This is a genomic window from Sandarakinorhabdus cyanobacteriorum (assembly GCF_002251755.1).
In the GTDB taxonomy this organism is placed as follows: domain Bacteria; phylum Pseudomonadota; class Alphaproteobacteria; order Sphingomonadales; family Sphingomonadaceae; genus Sandarakinorhabdus; species Sandarakinorhabdus cyanobacteriorum.
In genome coordinates this window covers 56,676-74,222 of the sequence record NZ_NOXT01000106.1, presented here as the reverse complement: position 1 = coordinate 74,222, position 17,547 = coordinate 56,676, and the positions used below count along the sequence as shown (strand labels likewise).

Genomic DNA, 17,547 nt, shown 5'->3' with positions numbered 1-17,547 from the left:
GCCTTCCGGCGCGGTGCTCAGCTGAGTTAATGGAGGTGCCCCTCTTGCCAGCCGCCCCGCCCCCTGTTAATCGCCCCCACCTTGCCGGTCGCCGCAGTAGCTCAGGTGGTAGAGCACGTCATTCGTAATGATGGGGTCGGGGGTTCGAGTCCCTTCTGCGGCACCAGCGATTTCCCGGCGGACGCCCCATCATGTGGGCTGGCTGCGCCGCACGCGAGCAACGGAAATCCCCTATCATTTTGGTTGCGGTCGGGCGATTGCCCGGAATTGACCGTTTGTGGTGCTGCAACCTGTCGGGCGCCGGGATGTTGACCTGGGCCGCGGGTCCGGCGCGGCGCCAGCAAAGGATGAGCTGACGCGCGAGGCTCGACTCTGATTGTCGCCAACTACCAATGAAGGCGACTGCCCCTACACCGGGCATTTCCCCGCGCCCGGCCCCTTCACGAAACGCCCGGCCGCCGCCCCGGTTGGCTCGCCGCCCTTCAGCACCTGCACACCGTTCACCCACACATGGGCGACCCCGGTGGCATATTGCGCCGGCTTTTCGAAGGTGGCGTGATCGATGATGGTCTTGGGATCAAACACCACCACATCGGCGAAATAGCCCGGCTTCAGCAGCCCGCGCTCCTTGATGCCCAGGTTGGTCACCGGCAGGTGGGTCAGCCGCCGCACCGCGTCCTCCAGCGTGGTCGTCTTCGCCTCCCGCACATAATGGCCGAGCAGGCGGGCGACATTGCCGTAAGCGCGCGGATGATCCTGGGAGAGGAGGAACACGCCCTCGGCACTCGGCGCCCCGGCGTCCGAACCAAAGCTCATCCACGGCAGCGCGGTCTGCCGCTTCACATTCTCCTCGCTCATCAGGAAATAGGCGGTGCCGACCCGGCTGCCATCCTCGATCACCAGATCGATGGCGGTGTCTTCCGGGCTGGTGCCGCGCATCCGTGCCACCTCGCCCAGCGTCTTGCCGGTCAGCGGTTTCAACTTCGGGTTCTTGAAGCCGAGCAGCAGCACCTTGTCGGGATCGCCGGCGCGGCGGGCGAGATTTTCCCAACTGGCGTTCTCGTCCATCATTTCGGCCTTCACGCGGGCGCGGATGGCCGGGTCTTTCAGACGCTCGATCCAGGCCTCCAGCCCGCCCGATTGCACCCACAGCGGCATGGCGGCATCCAGCCCGGTGGCACCGGCGGTGTAATTATACACGTTGGCGGTGATGCGGATGCCGTCCTTGCGGGCGGCTTCGATCTTGCCGATGATCGTGTCCAGCTTGCCCCAGTTCTTTTGGCCCGACATCTTCATGTGCCAGATCTCGGCCGGGCCGCCCGATTGGCGGGCAATGTCGATCAGCTCGTCCACTGCCTGTTCGATGCGGTCGCCTTCCGATCGCACATGGCTGATATACATGCCGCCACAGGCCGCACTCGCCTTCGCCAGCGCGATCAGCTCCGGCGTTTCGGCATAGGCGGCGGGCGCATAGATCATCGATGTGCCCAGCCCCAGCGCGCCCTCGTTCATGGCGGCGCGCACCAGCGTCTGCATGCGGGCCAGCTGCTCCGGCGTGGGATCAACATCGCTTTCGCCCACCTCGTGCACGCGCACCGTGGTGTGGCCGACGAAACTGGCGACATTGGGCGCAATGCCCTTTTTCTCCAGCGTGGTCAGATACTCGCCCAGCGTCGTCCAGCTGATCGGATATTTGATGTCGTCCTGCCGCTGCACACCCAGACGCTTCATTTCCGGGTTCAGCGGCCCCATCGACCAGCCTTCGCCCATCACCTCCAGCGTCACGCCCTGGCGGATGTCGCTCTGCGCCCGGCCGTCAACCAGCAGGCTCTCCGTCGCCCAGCTCAGCATGTTGACGAAGCCCGGCGCAATCGCCTGGCCCTGCACATCGGTGACGGTGGCGGCCTTGGCCACAGCGGCCGGCGGCGCGCCCTTGCCGATGGCGGTGATGCGGTCCCCCTCCATGGCCAGCCAGCCGGCATAGGGCGCGGCCCCGCTGCCATCAACGATCAGGCCACCCGTCAGCACCACCGGCTTTGCCAGCGCCGAACCGGCCATCAGCACCGCGGCCAGTGCAATCATGCGGGTCATGTCATCCTCCCCCTTGTTGGCGGGGAGCTTAGGCCCGCTTCAGCGCGGCAACAAGGCGGCGATGCCGGCCAGCACAGGTGCCAGTTCGGCCCCGCGGCTGCCCACCAGTGGTGCCAGCACCGCTGCCACCCGGTCCGGCCGTGCCGCTTCGGCCAGCCCGGTCAGCAGACGCCATTCATCGTCGCTGATCTGCGGCCGGCAGGGCTGGTGCAGGTGGATCGGCCGGGTCGCCCGCCGCGCCAGCCCCACGACAAGACAACGCAACAGATGCTCCAGCCCAAGCCCGCCGTCGCCAAAGCCGCGCTGCAGCAGCAGATGCACATGGGCATCACGCCCCTGGCCCAGCGGCCGCAGCATCGCGGTGCGGCGCAGGCACCACAGAAGATCGCGCAGATGTGGCGGCAGCGGATCGGGCGGCTGCTGCGGGCCGGATCCGCGCCCGCCATCCCAGGGAAATTCTGCCTCGTGCCGCACGAACATAGCTTGTCCTCCAAGTCGACTGCAGCATGACATATTGCGAGTGATTTGCAATAGCGATAATGACCATCATCCGTATCACTCTTGCAATACAGTCAGCAAAGATATATCTTAAGACTTCCACTGCCCCCTGGAGTCACCGCCATGCATTTCCGTTTCCGCTTTGACCGCGATGGTTTTCACAAGGAATTCAGCACCGGCTGGTCCCGTCGCAGCGGCCGCTGGGCCGCCTTTGCCAAGGCCTTTGCCGATGAGTTCGGTGATGGTTTCGATGGCCCGCCGCGCCCCGAAGGCCCGCGCCGCCGTCGCCGTTTCGGTGCCGAAGCCATGCGGCTGGTGTTGCTGCATCTGTTGAAGGACGAACCGCGCCACGGTTACGACCTGATCAAGACCATCGAGGAAAAGTCCGCCGGGCTTTACTCGCCGTCGCCGGGCATGATCTATCCGATGCTCAACATGCTCGCCGATGAAGGGCTGATCGCCGAAGTGGCCGGTGAGGAAGGCCGCCGCTGCTATGCCATCACCGATGCCGGCCGCGCCGCGCTGGATGAAGCCGAGGATCAGTTGAAGGAAGCGCTGGAGCGGCTGGCTGACATGGCGCGCTGCAACGGCGACCGCGCCGGCGATCCGCTGCGCGAGGCCATGCACGATGTGCGGCAGGCCGCCCGCGATGCCATGCGCGACGCCGAATCAGCAGCAGGGTCTCGGGCCGAACGCGCCGAAGCCATCGCCGCCATCCTGCGCGAAGCGGCGGAGAAGATCGGCAAGCTGTGATGCCAACGCCCCTCCGTCGCCCTGCGGGCGCCACCTCCCCAAACAAATTTGGGGAGGACCCGGCTGCCCACAAGATCCTCCCCATTCTCTGAATGGGGAGGGGGACCGCCGAAGGCGGTGGAGGGGCCGCGACGGAGGAGCCGCGCCCTACCCCCTCGGCGCGGCTGCCCGTGCCAGCCGGTCGTTGATGGCGAGGCCCAGGCCAAGGTTTGGCACCGGCGCCACCGCGATGCCGGGCCGGCCGCTGGCCTCGGCGGCGTGCAGCAAATCGAACAGGCGGGCGGCGGCCTCCACCAGATCACCACTGGCCGACAGCGTGGCGTCGCCGGCCACCGAGCCAAAGCCGATGTGAAATTCGCCCGGAGCCGCCGTCACCGCGTCCAGCCGCACCGGCTGGGCCGGGGCATAATGGGATGCCAGCATCCCGGGGGCCAAAACACCTCTCCCCTCGGGGGAGAGGTCGAGAGACGCCGCAGGCGGCCAGGGTGAGGGGGCACCTGCTTTGGACCCAATCGCCTCCACCGCCACCGCACCCGGCCGCAGCAGCCGCCAGCCGTCCTGCTCCACCGCGACGATTGTCGATTCGACCCCGGCGGCACAGGGCCCGGCATCGATCACGGGCACATCGGCAAGACTGGCCAGCACATGGGCGGCGCGCGTCGGTGAAATCTTGCCCGATGCATTGGCCGATGGCGCCGCCAATGGCCCGACGGCGCGCACCAATTGCTGCATCACCGCATGCGCGGGGCAGCGCAGCGCAATCGTGTCCAACCCGGCGGTCACCAGGCTGGCCACGGCTGCATCGGTCCGGCGCGGCAGCACCAGCGTGAGCGGCCCCGGCCAGAACGCTTCTGCCAACTGCAACGCCAACGCCGAAAAATGCGCCAACATCTGGGCCTGGCCCACATCCGCCACATGCACGATCAGCGGGTTGAAGCTCGGCCGGCCCTTGGCGGCATAGATCGCGGCCACCGCCGCGCCATCATCGGCCCGCGCCGCCAGGCCGTACACCGTCTCGGTTGGCACCGTGACCAGCCCGCCGGCGCGCAACCGGGCCGCCGCTGCGGCAATGCCGGCGGCGTCGGGCTGCAACATGCGGCTTCCGGCTTCCATGGCTCGCGTCTATACCGGGGCAAACGCCAAAACGGAAACCCGCGATGCCCTATACCGCCCCCACGACCGAGCAACGCTTTGCGCTGGATGTGATTGCCGATCTGCCCGGCCTTGCCGCGCTGCCGGCCTATGCCAACGCCAGCCCGGACATGGTGGACGCGATCCTGGCCGAAGCCGGCAAGCTGGCCAGCAATGTCTTCGCGCCGCTGAACAAGGTGGGTGACCGCACCCATGCCAGGCTTGATGATGGCCTCGTCACCCTGCCGCCCGGCTTTGCCGAGGCTTATGCCCAATATGTCGAAGGCGGCTGGGCCGGGCTGGGCGTGCCGGAAGCCCATGGCGGGCAGGGCCTGCCCTTTGCCGTCGCGGTCGCGGTGCAGGAGCAGTTGACCAGCGCCAACATGGCCTTTGCACTGTGCATGATGCTCTCCCAGGGCGCGATCGAGGCGCTGGCCGCCCACGCCAGCCCCGACCTTCAGGCGCGCTACCTGTCCAAGCTCGTCACCGGCGAATGGACCGGCACGATGAACCTGACCGAGCCGACCGCCGGCAGCGATGTCGGCGCGCTGAAATCCCGCGCCGAACCGAACCCGGACGGAACATGGCGCATCAAGGGCACCAAGATCTTCATCACCTGGGGCGAACATGACGCGGCCGAGAATATCGTCCACCTCGTCCTCGCCCGCACGCCCGACAGCCCGCCGGGCACCAAGGGCATCAGCCTGTTCCTGGTGCCGAAATATCTGCCCGATGGCACCCGCAACGATCTGAGGTGTGTGGGCCTGGAGCACAAGCTGGGCATCCACGCCTCCCCCACCTGCACGATGAGCTTTGGCGACAATGATGCCTGCATCGGCTGGATGGTCGGCCCCGAAAATGGCGGCATGCGCGCCATGTTCACCATGATGAACAACGCCCGCGTGCAGGTTGGCCTGCAGGGCGTCGCCGTGGCCGAAGCCGCCACCCAGCACGCGCTGGATTATGCCCGCACCCGTGTGCAGTCGGCCAAATTCGGCGGTGGCCGCGAACCGGTGCGCATCATCGAGCATGCCGATGTGCGCCGCACGATCATGACGATGAAGGCCTTGACCGAGGCCAGCCGCGCGCTGGTCTATCTGAACGCCGCTGCGGTGGACCGCGCCCATGCCGGCGACGCCGAAGGGCAGGGCCTGGCCGATCTGCTCACCCCGATTTCCAAGGCCTGGGCCACCGATATCGGGGTCGAGGTCGCCAGCCTTGGCGTGCAGATTTTCGGCGGCATGGGCTATGTCGAGGAGACCGGCGCCGCCCAGTTCCTGCGCGATGCCCGCATCGCCCCGATTTACGAGGGCACCAACGGCATCCAGGCGATGGATCTGGTCGGCCGCAAGCTGCATGCCGATGGCGGTGCGCACTGGAAGGCGCTGCTGGGCGAGGTGCGCGCCACCCTGTCCGATCTGGGCGAGGATGCGGAGCTGAAGCTGATCACCCCCTGGCTGCAGGATGCGCTCGATTCGGCCCACACCACCTCGCTGTGGCTGGCCGCCGCCAACAACCCGGATGATGTCGCCGCCGGCGCCACGCCCTATCTTCGCCTGATGGGCCTCACGCTCGGCGGCTGGCTGCTGGCCAAGCAGGCGCTGGCCAGCCGCGCCCACCCCGATCCGCAGTTCGCGGCGGCCAAACGCGCCACCGCCCGCTTCTTCGCCGAACAACTCCTGCCCCAGGTCCAGGCGCTTGCCGCCAGCGCCATGCGCGGGGCGAGCCTGTTCTACGCGATTTCGGAGGATGGGCTGGCGGCGGCCTGATCACCCCTCCGGATAAATCACCCGCTCCAGCCAGTGCGCCACCAGCCCGCCGGCGAACTGCGCCGCGATGAAGCCCGGCGCGTCGGCGGGGGCGATGCCGGTGAATGTGTCGGTCAGGGCCCGGGCGATGGTGATGGCCGGGTTGGCAAAGCAGGTCGACGAGGTGAACAGGATCGCGGCGCCAATATAGAGCGCCACGCTGGTGGCGCCGGCTTGTGGCGCGTGGCGGCCGGTGAGCAGCACGGTGAGGATCAGGCCGAAGGTGGCGATGAATTCGCCGAGCATCAGGCCGGCCCCGCCGCGCGCGTTGGTCGCCACCTGCAACAGGGGCAGGTCATACATGGCGTGCACGGCCAGCACCGCCGCCACCCCAGCTGCCACCTGCACCGCCACCATCACCAGTGTCGCCCCCCATGTGCTTTGCCCGCGCAGCCGCAGCACCAGGCTGACCACCGGGTTGAACTGCGCGCCCGAGACGGGACCGAGCATCGTCACCAGCAATTGCAGCATGAACACGGTCGCCACCGTCACCGCCAGCACGCCCAGCAGCACATTGCCGCCGCCCAGCTGCTGGGCCAGCACGCCCGATCCCACAACGGTTGCAAACAGGAAGAAGGTCCCCACCGCTTCCGCCCACAAGATGCGCATCAAATCCCCCCCTTTTTTCGGCCATTGGGGCACAGCGGCGCGGCGCGGTCAATCGGCCCCGCCCCGCCAACATTGCCGGCAATCAATCTTGACTTATCCACAATAAGCGCCCAATGCAGCCAGGCTATCGTCGACTGCGACGGAAATTGATGCTCTCCATCAGCTCGGCTGATCGGCTCCTCTTCCTTTCAATCGCCTCCAGCTCTGCCCGTGCTCTTGCGGGTGGATACACGTGCTTTCCTGAAAGGAAGCCCATATGATCACCGGAACCGTCAAGTTTTTCAACGCCGATAAAGGCTATGGTTTCATCTCGCCCGAAAATGGCGGCGATGACAATTTCGTGCACATCAGCGCCGTCGAACGCGCCGGCATGAGCACGCTGAACAAGGAACAGCGCATCAGCTACGAACTCGAGACCGATCGCCGTGGCAAGACCTCGGCTGTCAATCTCCAGGCTGCCTGATCGCGCTGGCGGGCGGCGCCCAGCCGGGTGCCGCCCGCAGCATCCCCCCATTTGAAAGCCAGAGCCATGCGTCCCACCGCCGATTTCTATGAACAGCAGATCGGCCTGTGCGGCCGCCAGGCCGAAGCCGCCGGGCTCAGCAACCAGCGCGCCATGTATCTGCGCGCACAGGCCGCCTGGCAGAAACTCGCCAACACCGAAGCTGCAAGTCAGGCCGAACGCGCCAAGCGTCAGGCCGGCCAACCGGTCGCCTGATCAGCGCTGGGGGAAGAACGCGCCGCGCTGGGAAACCGGCGGCAGCACATCCTCCACATCGATCACGCGCGCTGCCATGCTGCTGCCCGGAAGGGCCGCCAGCACCGCCGCCGCGCGGGCCAGCACCACATCCCAGGCCGCCGCCATCGCCGGCGTGAAGCCATCGCCGCCGGCTTCGGCCATCACCGCCGCGATGATCGGCAGGAAATCGGCGAACACGGCCCGGTTGATGCCATAGGCATCGTGGGTCACTGCCTCCGTGGCCAGAAACGCCCCACCCCACCCCTGATTTTCCCAACCGCCGTTGGGCGCATGCGGCGCCGCCAGATCCAGCGCCATCTCCAGGCTGCGCGCCAGCATCTCGCCCCGGATGCGGCCCGATGTGTCGCGCCAGAATTCCGCTTCCATCGCCGGATGCCGGGCAAACAGCCGAGCATAGATTGCCGGCTGCGGATCGCCGATCCGGTCAACCGCCAGCGCCAGGCTGGCCTCCAGGGCGATGCGGTGATCTGTCATGCCCATCAGCCTGCCCCTCGACTTGGCGCTGTGCACCTGTGCATAACAGGGGGATGCACAGCCACGCCCATTCGCACCCGCTGGGCGGCCATGATCATCATGGCCACGGCCACGCGCATGCGCCGGCCGATTATGGCCGTGCCTTTGCCGTGGGTGTGGTGCTCAACCTCCTCTATGTCGGGATCGAAGTGGCGGCCGGCCTGTGGGTGGAATCCATGGCCCTGCTGGCCGATGCCGGTCACAATTTGTCGGATGTTGCCGGGCTGCTGATTGCCTGGGGCGGTCTCGCGCTGGCCCGGCGCGCGCCCAGCGACCGCTTCACCTGGGGCCTGCAACGATCCCCCATCCTCGCCGCACTGGCCAATGCGCTGATCCTGGTGGCGGCGTGCGGCGGCATCATCTTTGAATCGCTGCACCGCCTCACCCAGCCGCTGCCGGTGTCGGGCGACATGGTGATGGCGGTGGCGGCGGTGGGCATATTGATCAACATGGGCACGGCGCTCTTGTTCCTCAGCGGCCGAAAAGGCGATGTGAACATTCGCGGCGCCTATCTGCACATGCTGGCCGATGCCGGCGTGTCGGCCGCCGTGGTGCTGGGCGGCCTCCTGATCCGCCAGACCGGCTGGGTGTGGATCGATCCGCTGCTGGGCCTCGCCGTGGCGGCGGTGATCCTGAAGGGCACCTGGGGCCTCTTGAAGGAATCGCTGGCGCTGGCGATGGATGCCGTGCCCGCCGGCATCGATCCGGCCGCCGTGCGCGGCTGGCTCACCGGGCTGGAGGGTGTGGCCGCCGTGCATGATCTCCACATCTGGCCGCAGGGCACCAGCGGCGCGATCCTGACGGCGCATCTGGTGATGCCCGCCGGCCATCCGGGGGACGAGGCGCTGGCCAACATCGCCCATGCCCTGCACCACCGCTTCCAGATCGGCCATGCCACGCTGCAGGTGGAAACCGGCGACGCGCATTGCCGCCAGGCCCTGCCCGAGGGCTGTGGCGGCAGGGACCATCACCACCACTGATGGATTCGACTGTGGCCAGCGCCGCCACCAGCCGATAGAAACGCCGCCATGCGCATCATCGATCACCATATCGCCGGAAAACCCGTGGTTGCCGGCAGCCGCACCAGCCCGGTGTATGACCCAAACTCGGGCCAGGTTCAGGCCGAAGTCCGCCTGGCCGGCATGGACCTTTTGGAACAGGCCGTCGCCGCCGCCCGCGCCGCGCAGCCGGCCTGGGCCGCCACCAACCCGCAGCGCCGCGCCCGGGTGATGTTCAAGTTCAAGGAACTGGTCGAAGCCCGCATGGATGAGCTCGCCCGTGTGCTCAGTTCCGAACATGGCAAGGTGCTGGCCGACAGCCGCGGCGATATCCAGCGCGGGCTGGAGGTGATCGAATTCTGCTGCGGCATCCCGCACGTGCTGAAAGGCGAATATAGCCACGGCGCCGGGCCGGGGATCGACATCTGGGCCTTCCGGCAGCCGATCGGCATCGGCGCCGGCATCACCCCGTTCAATTTCCCGGCGATGATCCCGATGTGGATGGCCGGCGTTGCCATCGCGACTGGCAATGCCTTCATCCTGAAGCCCTCCGAACGCGATCCCACCCTGCCACACCTGTTGGGCGATGTTTTCCGTGAAGCCGGCCTGCCGGATGGCATTTTCAGCGTGGTGAATGGCGACAAGGAAATGGTGGATGCAATCATCCAGCACCCCGATATCGCGGCGATCAGCTTTGTCGGCTCATCCGATGTGGCCGAATATATCCACACACAGGGCTGCGCGCGCGGCAAGCGGGTGCAGGCGATGGGCGGGGCGAAGAATCACGCCATCGTGATGCCCGATGCCGACCTCGATCAAGTGGTGCGCGATCTGGCTGGCGCGGCCTTTGGTTCGGCCGGCGAACGCTGCATGGCGCTGCCGGTGGTGGTGCCGGTCGGCGAGGACACCGCCAATGCCCTGCGCGCCAAGCTGCTGCCGGCGATCGCCAGGCTGCGCATCGGCACCAGCACCGACCCTGAGGCCGATTACGGCCCGGTGGTGACGGCGGCGCACAAGGCGCGGATCGAGCAATATATCCAGATGGGCGTCGATGAAGGCGCGGAACTGGTCGTCGATGGCCGCGGCTTCACCCTGCAGGGCCACGAAGGCGGCTTCTTCGTCGGGCCCAGCCTGTTCGATCATGTGAAACCGCACATGAAATCCTACCAGGACGAGATTTTCGGCCCGGTGCTGCAGATCATGCGTGCCCCTGATTTCGAAAGCGCTTTGGCCCTGCCCAGCCAGCACCAATATGGCAATGGCGTCGCCATCTTCACGCGCAACGGCCACGCCGCGCGCGAGTTCGCGGCGCGGGTGAATGTCGGCATGGTCGGCGTCAACGTGCCGATCCCGGTGCCGGTGGCCTATCACAGCTTTGGCGGCTGGAAGCGCTCGGCCTTTGGCGACATCGGCCAGCACGGCATGGAAGGCGTGCAATTCTGGACCAAGCGCAAGACGGTGACCGGGCGTTGGCCCGATGGCGGCAGCGACGGCGGCAGCGCCTTTGTCATTCCGACGATGGGGTGACGCATGGACATGGATGTCATCCTCAAGCGCTTCGAACAGCCTGACGAGGTGCGGGAATTCGCCAAGGGCCGCTTCGAGATCGTGCGCCTGGGCGGCATGACCATCGGCCGCGCCACCTATCAGCCCGGCTGGCGCTGGAAGGATGATGTCGGCGCGGCGGCCGGGGCCACCTCCTGCCATGTCGAACATGTCGGCATGGTCGTGTCGGGCTGTGCCACCGCCGCCATGGATGATGGCCGCATCATCGAGATGAAGGCGGGCGACATCTTCTATGTGCCACCCGGCCACGACAGCTGGGTGGTGGGCGACGAGCCCTATGTCTCGATCCATTTTTTGGGTGCCGATGATTATGCGGCGGCAAAGGACGACAAATGAGCTTTGAAACCATCCTTGTGGAAACCCGTGGCGCGGTCACGCTGGTGCGGCTCAACCGGCCGCAGGCGCTGAATGCGCTCAACTCCCAGGTGCTGGGCGAACTGATCACCGCCTTTGCCGCCTATGACGCCGATGCCAGCCAGCGCTGCCTCGTCATCACCGGCAGCGAGAAGGCCTTTGCCGCCGGGGCCGACATCAAGGAAATGTCCACCCAAAGCTTTGCCGACATGTATGGCGGCAATTTCTTCGCCGGCTATGACCATGTGACGGCCACCCGCAAGCCGTGGATCGCGGCGGTGAGCGGCTTTGCGCTCGGCGGCGGCTGCGAGCTGGCGATGATGGCGGACATCATCATCGCGGCCGAGAACGCCAAGTTCGGCCAGCCGGAAATCAAGCTGGGCGTCACGCCGGGCATGGGCGGGTCGCAGCGGCTGGTGCGCGCCATCGGCAAGGCGAAAGCCATGGAAATGTGCCTGACGGGCCGGATGATGGACGCGGCCGAAGCCGAACGCTCTGGCCTCGTTGCCCGCGTCGTGCCCACCGATCAACTGCTCGACGAAGCGCTGAAACTGGCCGAAACCATCGCCGGCATGGCGCCGCTCGCCGCCATCGCCGTGAAGGAAGAGGTGGATGCGGCCTTTGAAATGACGCTCAAGGAAGGCGTGCGCTTTGAACGGCGGCTGTTCCATTCGCTGTTCGGCAGCGCCGACCAGAAGGAAGGCATGGCCGCCTTCGTGGAAAAGCGGCCGGGCAACTGGACCGGGAAATAAGCGGCCAACATCCTCCCCCTCTGGGAGAGGTGCCCGCAGGGCGGAGGGGGCCACCAGGCGCGGCCCTTGCTGCCACCTCCCCCTCTGGGGGAGGATTTTCTGTCCTACACGGGCAGGCTGTGGCATGATGGCGGAAATGCAAAAAGATCAGCCGAAACAACGCTGAATCCCGGCAATTCCGTCAATTGTGTCAAAACTGGCCGCTCTTTCTCAGCCCTTCAGCGCCCGTTTCGCCGCCTCGGCATAGGCGCTCAGCAACTGTTCCAGGATCGCCGGCTTGCCCTTGGGCCCGGCAATCAGGCTGGTGTGGACATAGTCGCGCAATTTCTCGTGCAGCAGCGCCGTGCGGTTCATCGGCAGCATGGCCAGCATGGCTTCGGACAGATCAAGGATCAGGCCCTTGGACGGCACGGCATAATCATCGGCGCGGATGCGGATCACCTCGGCATCGGCCAGCAGGGCGAGATCATGGTTCGCCGCCTCGATCAGCGTGTCGGCCAGCGGCTCGGCATTGTCGCGCAGCAGGGTCTTGACCCGGTGCGACAGGAAATCGCGTTGGTTCAGCGCCAGATTGGCCCAGTCCAGCCGCGCCGCCTCTGCCTCCGCCGCCGCAACCGCCCGGGCGGCAAGATCGTGAAAGGCGCGGGTGGCAGCCTCGCTGTGGCGGATCCGCCAGGCGCGAATGTCGCCGCCCATCACCAGCCGGTTGATCAAACTGCGCAACGGTGCCTGCCTCCCTCTTGTCTGCGTTTGGCAAGGGCGGCGCCGGATGGCAAGGATTCTGGGAAAAGGCGCAAACGGGAGACTGGCCATGGCAACAATCGCGTTCATCGGTGTGGGCAACATGGGCGGCGGCATGGCGCTCAATCTGGTCAAGGCCGGGCACCAGGTGCGGGCCTTTGACCTGTCGGCCGTGGCGCTGGAACGCGTGGTGGCCGGGGGCGCCTCTGCCGCCAGCAGCGCGGTGGCGGCGGCAACCGGTGCCGATGCGATCATCACCATGCTGCCGGCCGGCACCCATGTCCGCGCGGCTTATGAGGGCGAATTGTTCGCCGCCGCCGCGTCGCACGCCATCCTGATCGATTGTTCCACCATCGATGTCGCCACCGCCAAGGCGCTGGGTGAAGCGGCGGCGACGCGGGGGCTGGCCATGGTTGATGCGCCGGTGTCGGGCGGCACCGCGGCGGCCGATGCCGGCACCCTCACCTTCATGGTCGGCGGCCCGGCGGCGGCGTTCGCGGTGGCGCAGCCGATCCTGGCCCAGATGGGCAAGGCGGTGATCCACGCCGGCGGCGCAGGCACCGGCCAGGCCGCCAAGATCTGCAACAACATGATCCTGGGTGCCACCATGATCGCGACCGCAGAGGCCTTCGTGCTGGCCGAGAAGTTGGGGCTGGACGCGCAGACCTTCTTCGACATTGCAGCCAAGGCCAGCGGCCAGTCATGGTCCATGACCAGCTATTGCCCCGTCCCCGGCCCGGTGCCCACCGCGCCGTCGAACCGGGATTATGCCGGGGGTTTTGCGGCCGCCCTGATGCTGAAGGATCTGAAACTGGCCTGTGAAGCCGCGCAGGGCGTGGGTGCCACCGTGCCGATGGGGGCAGAGGCACAGAGCCTGTACCAATTGTTTGTGAACAACGGTGGCGCGGTCACGGATTTTTCCGGCATCATCAAGTTGCTGCGCGGAGCCACGGCTTGACAATGGCCCCTGCCACTGGCTGATTTCACGCCGGGTCGACAAGGGTGGGGGCGAATTTGTTGCTGTGTCGGCTTGTTGTGCTTTGGCGCCTGTTGGCGTCGGCAATCGGGGTGCTGCTGCTGTTCGCCGGCCCCTTTGGCGCACAGGCCCAGCCGGCCGCCGCGCCTCCGCCCGTTGCCGCCTTTGGCCAGTTGCCCACCATTTCCGACATCGCGGTGTCGCCCGATGGCCAGCACTGGGCCGGCCTGATCGGCACGCCCACCGGCACCCAGATCCAGGTGCGCCGCACCAGTGATGGTGAACTGATCGCCGTCACCGGCGCCGAAAAGAGCAAGCTGCGCGCCATCCAGTGGGTGGGCAACGGCCATCTGGTTATCACCATCACCACCACCGGCCGGGTGATCGATCTGGCCGATACCAGCAAGCGCGAATGGACGATGCTGATGGCGCTGGATCTGAACGGCGATCGCCGCTGGCGGCAATTGCTGGGCAATCTGGAAAACGCGATGAACGTGTCTGCCGGCCCGGCGGTGTCGCTGGTGATCGATGGCGAACCGGTGCTGGTGGTGCCGGTGATCCGCTTTGTCGAACATGTCGGCGCGTTGTCGCTGGCACAGGTGCGGATGAAAACCGGTGCGGCTCGGGTGACGGATGTTGGCAATCCCGAAACGGTTGACTGGCTGGTGGGCAGCAACGGCCGACCGGCCGCCCGCGCCGATTATGAACCCGGCACCGGCCTGTGGACACTGCATGCCCGGCAGGGCGACCGGATGGTCAAGGTCCATGCCGAAAAGGCGCTGGTCGATCTGCCCAACCTGGTTTCCTTTGGCCGCGATGCCGGCACGGCGCTGCTCAGCCGCAAGGTTGATGGCGAATGGAGTGATTATCTGGTCACGCTTGCCACCGGGGCGATGAGCGGGCCCGAAGCCTCCCTGGCCGGCAACGAGGTGCTGATCGACCGGGCCAGCCGCACGGTCATCGGCACGCGCAGCACCTCGCTGGAGGCCGAGACCTACACGATGTTCGATCCCGTCGATCAGCGGTTGCTGCGCGGGCTGGTGAAGGCCTTTCCCGGCGAAGTGGTGCGGCTGGAAAGCTGGAGCGACGACCGCCAGGTGCTGATCGTGTCGGTGGAAGGGGCGGAAAACGGCGCCAGCCTGTTCCTGATCAACCGCGCCAAGGGCACGGCCGATGCGCTGGCCCTGCGCTATGCCGGCCTGCCCCCCGATCTGATCGCCCCGGTCACCACCCTCACCTACAAGGCCGCCGATGGCCCGGCGATCCCGGCCTATCTCACCTTGCCGCGCGGCCGTCCGGCCAAGGGCCTGCCCCTGATCGTGCTGGCCCATGGCGGCCCCGCCTCGCGCGACATGCCGGGGTTTGATTGGTGGGCCCAGGCGCTCGCCAGCCGCGGCTATGCGGTGCTGCAGCCGCAGTTCCGCGGCTCCAGCGGCTTTGGCAGCGCCCATCTGGAGGCCGGTTTCGGCGAATGGGGCCGCAAGATGCAGAGCGATCTGTCGGACGGCGTTCGCCACCTGGTTGCGGCCGGCACGGTTGACAAGGGCCGGGTCTGCATCGTTGGCGCGTCCTATGGCGGCTATGCCGCGATGGCGGGGGTGACGCTGGAAACCGGCGTCTATCGCTGCGCCTCGGCGGTGGCCGGGGTTTCGGATCTGCGGCGGATGCTGGGCAGCGATGCCCGCGATGCCGGCACCAGCCGCAGCGCCTCGGTCCGCTACTGGCAGCGCTTCATGGGGGCGAAGGGCCCCTCTGACGACAGCATCGATGCCTGGTCACCGGCGCGGCTGGCGCACAAGGTCATGGTGCCGCTGCAACTGATCCACGGCAAGGACGACACGGTGGTGCCGATCGCCCAGAGCCGCATGATGCTGGACGCGATGAAGGCGGCCGGCAAGGCGGTCGACTGGCTGGAAATGGCCGGCGAGGATCATTGGCTGAGCCGGCCGGCAACGCGCATCGCCATGCTGGAAGCCCAGATCGCCTTTCTGAACACCCACAATCCACCGAACTGACGCAAGGAGTGTTGTCGCGATGAAGCCTGTTGTGGCTGGGGTGGCCCTGATGCTGATGGCGGTACCCACTATCGGAGCGCCACCGCCGATCAGCCTCTATGGCCAGTTGCCCAACGTGCAGAGCATGGTGCTGTCCCCCGATGGCAGCAAATGGGCGGCGGTGATGGGGGATGAACGGGCGGCGCAGATCCAGGTCCGCACGCTGGTGGACAACAAGCTGCTTTCGGTGACATCGGCCGAGACGTCCAAGGTGCGCGGCGTCACCTGGGCCGGCAATGATCATGTGATCGCCACGATTTCCACCACCCAGCCCTTTGACAAGACCGCCGGCGGCCCCAAGCGCGAATGGTATATGCTGCTCGATCTTGATCTGGCGCGCGGCAAGGAATGGCGGCCCCTGCTGACCGGGATTCCCGATGCGATGAACGTCGCCGCCGGTCCGCCCCGGCCAGCGCTGCGGGATGGCCAGCAGGTGCTAGTGGTGCCAGGCATCAGCTTTGAAAGCGGCAATGGCACCGTTTCCCTGATCGAGGTGAAGCTGGGCAAGGCGGGCGGCAGCGTGGGGCTGGTCGGCACGCCCGATACCATCCGCTTTGTGCTGGATGCCGACGGCAAGGCGGTCGCGCGCGAGGATTATGAGGAAAAATCGGGCACCTATCGCCTGTTGCTGCGGATGAACGGGGCGTTCCGCAAGCTGTATGAAGAGGTGGCGCGGCTGGACCGCCCCTATGTCTATGGCTTTGGCAAGGATGCCGGCACCTTGCTGATGCACAGCCGGAAATCCGGCAAGTGGCAGGATTTTGCCATCACCCTGGCCGATGGCAGCATCACGCAGGTGGAAGGGTTCGAGGCGGACAGCCTGCTGCGCGACCGCCGCACCGGGTTGGCCATCGGCCTGATCGATGCCGGCCTTGCGGGCAATGAATACAGATTCTTCGATCCGAAGGACCAGGCGATGTGGCGCGGCATTACCCGGGCCTTTCCCGGCGAACAGGTCGACCTGGAAAGCTGGAGCGAGGACCGCCAGACCCTGGTGGTCGAGGTGCGCGGCGAGAAGAACGGCGTGTCGCTGTTTCGCATCAACCGCGCCAAGGGCCAGATCGAGTTCATGGCCGATCGCTACAATGGTCTGGGCCCGGAACTGCTCAATCCGGTGACGGCCTATCGCTACAGGGCGGCCGATGGCCTCGAGATTCCGGCCTATCTCACCCTGCCGCGCGGCCGCGCCGCCAAGGGGTTGCCGTTGATCGTGCTGCCGCATGGTGGGCCGGAAGCCCGTGACACCGCCGCCTTTGACTGGTGGAGCCAGGCGCTGGCCAGCCGCGGCTATGCCGTGTTGCAGCCGCAGTTCCGCGGGTCCAGCGGCTTTGGCGCGGCCCACATCGCGGCCGGTTACGGCGAATGGGGCCGCAAGATGCAGACCGATCTGTCGGATGGGGTGCGCGATCTGGTGGCCAAGGGCACGGTGAATGCCGGCCGGGTGTGCATCGTTGGCGCATCCTATGGCGGCTATGCCGCGATGGCCGGGGTGACGGTGGATGCCGGCGTCTATCGTTGCGCCTCGGCGGTGGCCGGTGTGTCGGATCTGCGGCGCATGCTGGTGTGGGAAACCCGCGATACCGGCGGCAGCAACAATGCCACGCTGCGATACTGGCAGCGCTTCATGGGGGCGAGGAATGCCAGCGATGACAGCATTGATCCCTGGTCGCCCGCGCGGCTCGCCGGCAAGCTCTCGGTCCCGCTGCAACTGATCCACGGCAAGGACGACACGGTGGTGCCGATCGAGCAGAGCCGCCTGATGCGCGAGGCGGCGCAGGCGGCCGGCAAGAGCGTCGATTGGCTGGAACTGGCCGGCGAAGACCATTGGTTGAGCCGCCCCGCCACCCGCACGGCCATGCTGGAGGCGCAGATCGCCTTTCTGGAAAAGCACAATCCGCCGGATCCGGTGCCATGAACACGCCCCCCATGGAACCCGAGGAATG

The 17,547-nt window shown here is 66.8% G+C and carries 17 protein-coding genes and 1 tRNA gene; 12 read left to right on the top strand and 6 right to left on the bottom strand.

The features are described 5' to 3' along the window. The first annotated feature begins 90 nt into the window (after window positions 1-90). Window positions 91-166 (top strand) — tRNA-Thr (locus CHU93_RS08205). 242 nt (window positions 167-408) lie between these two features. Here the strand turns inward: CHU93_RS08205 and CHU93_RS08200 are convergent. Then, window positions 409-2,091, bottom strand: a complete 1,683-nt coding sequence (locus CHU93_RS08200; protein ID WP_094473603.1) for an N-acyl-D-amino-acid deacylase family protein — start codon at window positions 2,089-2,091, stop codon at window positions 409-411. Window positions 2,092-2,130: 39 nt separating this feature from the next. Then, on the bottom strand, window positions 2,131-2,571 hold the full coding sequence (locus CHU93_RS08195) for a hypothetical protein (RefSeq protein WP_094473602.1): 441 nt from the start codon (window positions 2,569-2,571) through the stop codon (window positions 2,131-2,133). 141 nt (window positions 2,572-2,712) lie between these two features. On the opposite strand from CHU93_RS08195, the gene CHU93_RS08190 reads away from it, so the two are divergent. Beyond that, window positions 2,713-3,342, top strand: coding sequence for a PadR family transcriptional regulator (locus tag CHU93_RS08190; RefSeq protein WP_094473601.1), 630 nt, complete (start codon window positions 2,713-2,715; stop codon window positions 3,340-3,342). Between the two features lie 147 nt (window positions 3,343-3,489). On the opposite strand, the gene CHU93_RS08185 is transcribed toward CHU93_RS08190, so the two are convergent. Then, window positions 3,490-4,455, bottom strand: coding sequence for an L-threonylcarbamoyladenylate synthase (locus tag CHU93_RS08185; protein WP_094473600.1), 966 nt, complete (start codon window positions 4,453-4,455; stop codon window positions 3,490-3,492). 44 nt (window positions 4,456-4,499) lie between these two features. On the opposite strand from CHU93_RS08185, the gene CHU93_RS08180 reads away from it, so the two are divergent. Continuing rightward, a complete protein-coding gene (locus CHU93_RS08180; RefSeq protein ID WP_094473599.1) occupies window positions 4,500-6,242 on the top strand; it encodes an acyl-CoA dehydrogenase family protein in 1,743 nt (580 codons plus the stop codon). On the opposite strand, the gene CHU93_RS08175 is transcribed toward CHU93_RS08180, so the two are convergent. After that, a complete protein-coding gene (locus CHU93_RS08175; RefSeq protein ID WP_094473598.1) occupies window positions 6,243-6,890 on the bottom strand; it encodes an aquaporin in 648 nt (215 codons plus the stop codon). 256 nt (window positions 6,891-7,146) lie between these two features. On the opposite strand from CHU93_RS08175, the gene CHU93_RS08170 reads away from it, so the two are divergent. Next, window positions 7,147-7,353 (top strand): cold-shock protein, encoded by a 207-nt coding sequence (locus CHU93_RS08170; RefSeq protein WP_094473597.1) that lies wholly within the window; start codon window positions 7,147-7,149, stop codon window positions 7,351-7,353. A 66-nt stretch (window positions 7,354-7,419) separates the two neighbouring features. Next, window positions 7,420-7,608 (top strand): hypothetical protein, encoded by a 189-nt coding sequence (locus CHU93_RS08165; RefSeq protein WP_086115758.1) that lies wholly within the window; start codon window positions 7,420-7,422, stop codon window positions 7,606-7,608. Here CHU93_RS08165 and CHU93_RS08160 read toward each other — a convergent pair whose 3' ends face one another. Then, the gene (locus CHU93_RS08160; RefSeq protein ID WP_094473596.1) at window positions 7,609-8,130 is read right to left on the bottom strand and encodes a globin; all 522 of its coding nucleotides are present in this window, start codon (window positions 8,128-8,130) and stop codon (window positions 7,609-7,611) included. A 47-nt stretch (window positions 8,131-8,177) separates the two neighbouring features. Between CHU93_RS08160 and CHU93_RS08155 the strand changes: the two genes are divergently transcribed. From CHU93_RS08155 to CHU93_RS08140, 4 genes are read left to right on the top strand one after another with little or no spacing between them, the layout of a single operon-like run. Continuing rightward, window positions 8,178-9,143 carry a cation diffusion facilitator family transporter gene (locus tag CHU93_RS08155; RefSeq protein ID WP_094473595.1) on the top strand — a complete coding sequence of 322 codons (966 nt, stop codon included), beginning with the start codon at window positions 8,178-8,180 and terminating at the stop codon, window positions 9,141-9,143. A 48-nt stretch (window positions 9,144-9,191) separates the two neighbouring features. Beyond that, the gene (locus CHU93_RS08150; protein ID WP_094473594.1) at window positions 9,192-10,688 is read left to right on the top strand and encodes a CoA-acylating methylmalonate-semialdehyde dehydrogenase; all 1,497 of its coding nucleotides are present in this window, start codon (window positions 9,192-9,194) and stop codon (window positions 10,686-10,688) included. A gap of 3 nt (window positions 10,689-10,691) precedes the next feature. After that, window positions 10,692-11,063: a cupin domain-containing protein gene (locus CHU93_RS08145; RefSeq protein WP_094473593.1), complete on the top strand. Its 372-nt coding sequence runs from the start codon at window positions 10,692-10,694 to the stop codon at window positions 11,061-11,063. Continuing rightward, a complete protein-coding gene (locus CHU93_RS08140; protein WP_094473592.1) occupies window positions 11,060-11,833 on the top strand; it encodes an enoyl-CoA hydratase in 774 nt (257 codons plus the stop codon). The genes CHU93_RS08145 and CHU93_RS08140 overlap by 4 nt, the downstream gene beginning before the upstream one ends. 210 nt (window positions 11,834-12,043) lie before the next feature. Here the strand turns inward: CHU93_RS08140 and CHU93_RS08135 are convergent, their stop codons facing one another. Then, entirely contained in the window at window positions 12,044-12,556 is a 513-nt protein-coding gene (locus CHU93_RS08135; RefSeq protein WP_094473591.1) for a hypothetical protein, read from the bottom strand. Between the two features lie 88 nt (window positions 12,557-12,644). Between CHU93_RS08135 and mmsB the strand changes: the two genes are divergently transcribed. The 3 genes from mmsB to CHU93_RS08120 all read left to right on the top strand — a co-directional run bounded on the left by mmsB (window position 12,645) and on the right by CHU93_RS08120 (window position 17,519). Further along, on the top strand, window positions 12,645-13,532 hold the full coding sequence (gene mmsB / locus CHU93_RS08130; protein ID WP_094473590.1) for a 3-hydroxyisobutyrate dehydrogenase: 888 nt from the start codon (window positions 12,645-12,647) through the stop codon (window positions 13,530-13,532). A 92-nt stretch (window positions 13,533-13,624) separates the two neighbouring features. Next, window positions 13,625-15,565 (top strand): alpha/beta hydrolase family protein, encoded by a 1,941-nt coding sequence (locus tag CHU93_RS08125; protein ID WP_133064354.1) that lies wholly within the window; start codon window positions 13,625-13,627, stop codon window positions 15,563-15,565. Window positions 15,566-15,584: 19 nt separating this feature from the next. After that, on the top strand, window positions 15,585-17,519 hold the full coding sequence (locus CHU93_RS08120; protein ID WP_094473588.1) for an alpha/beta fold hydrolase: 1,935 nt from the start codon (window positions 15,585-15,587) through the stop codon (window positions 17,517-17,519). The last annotated feature ends 28 nt before the right edge of the window (window positions 17,520-17,547 follow it).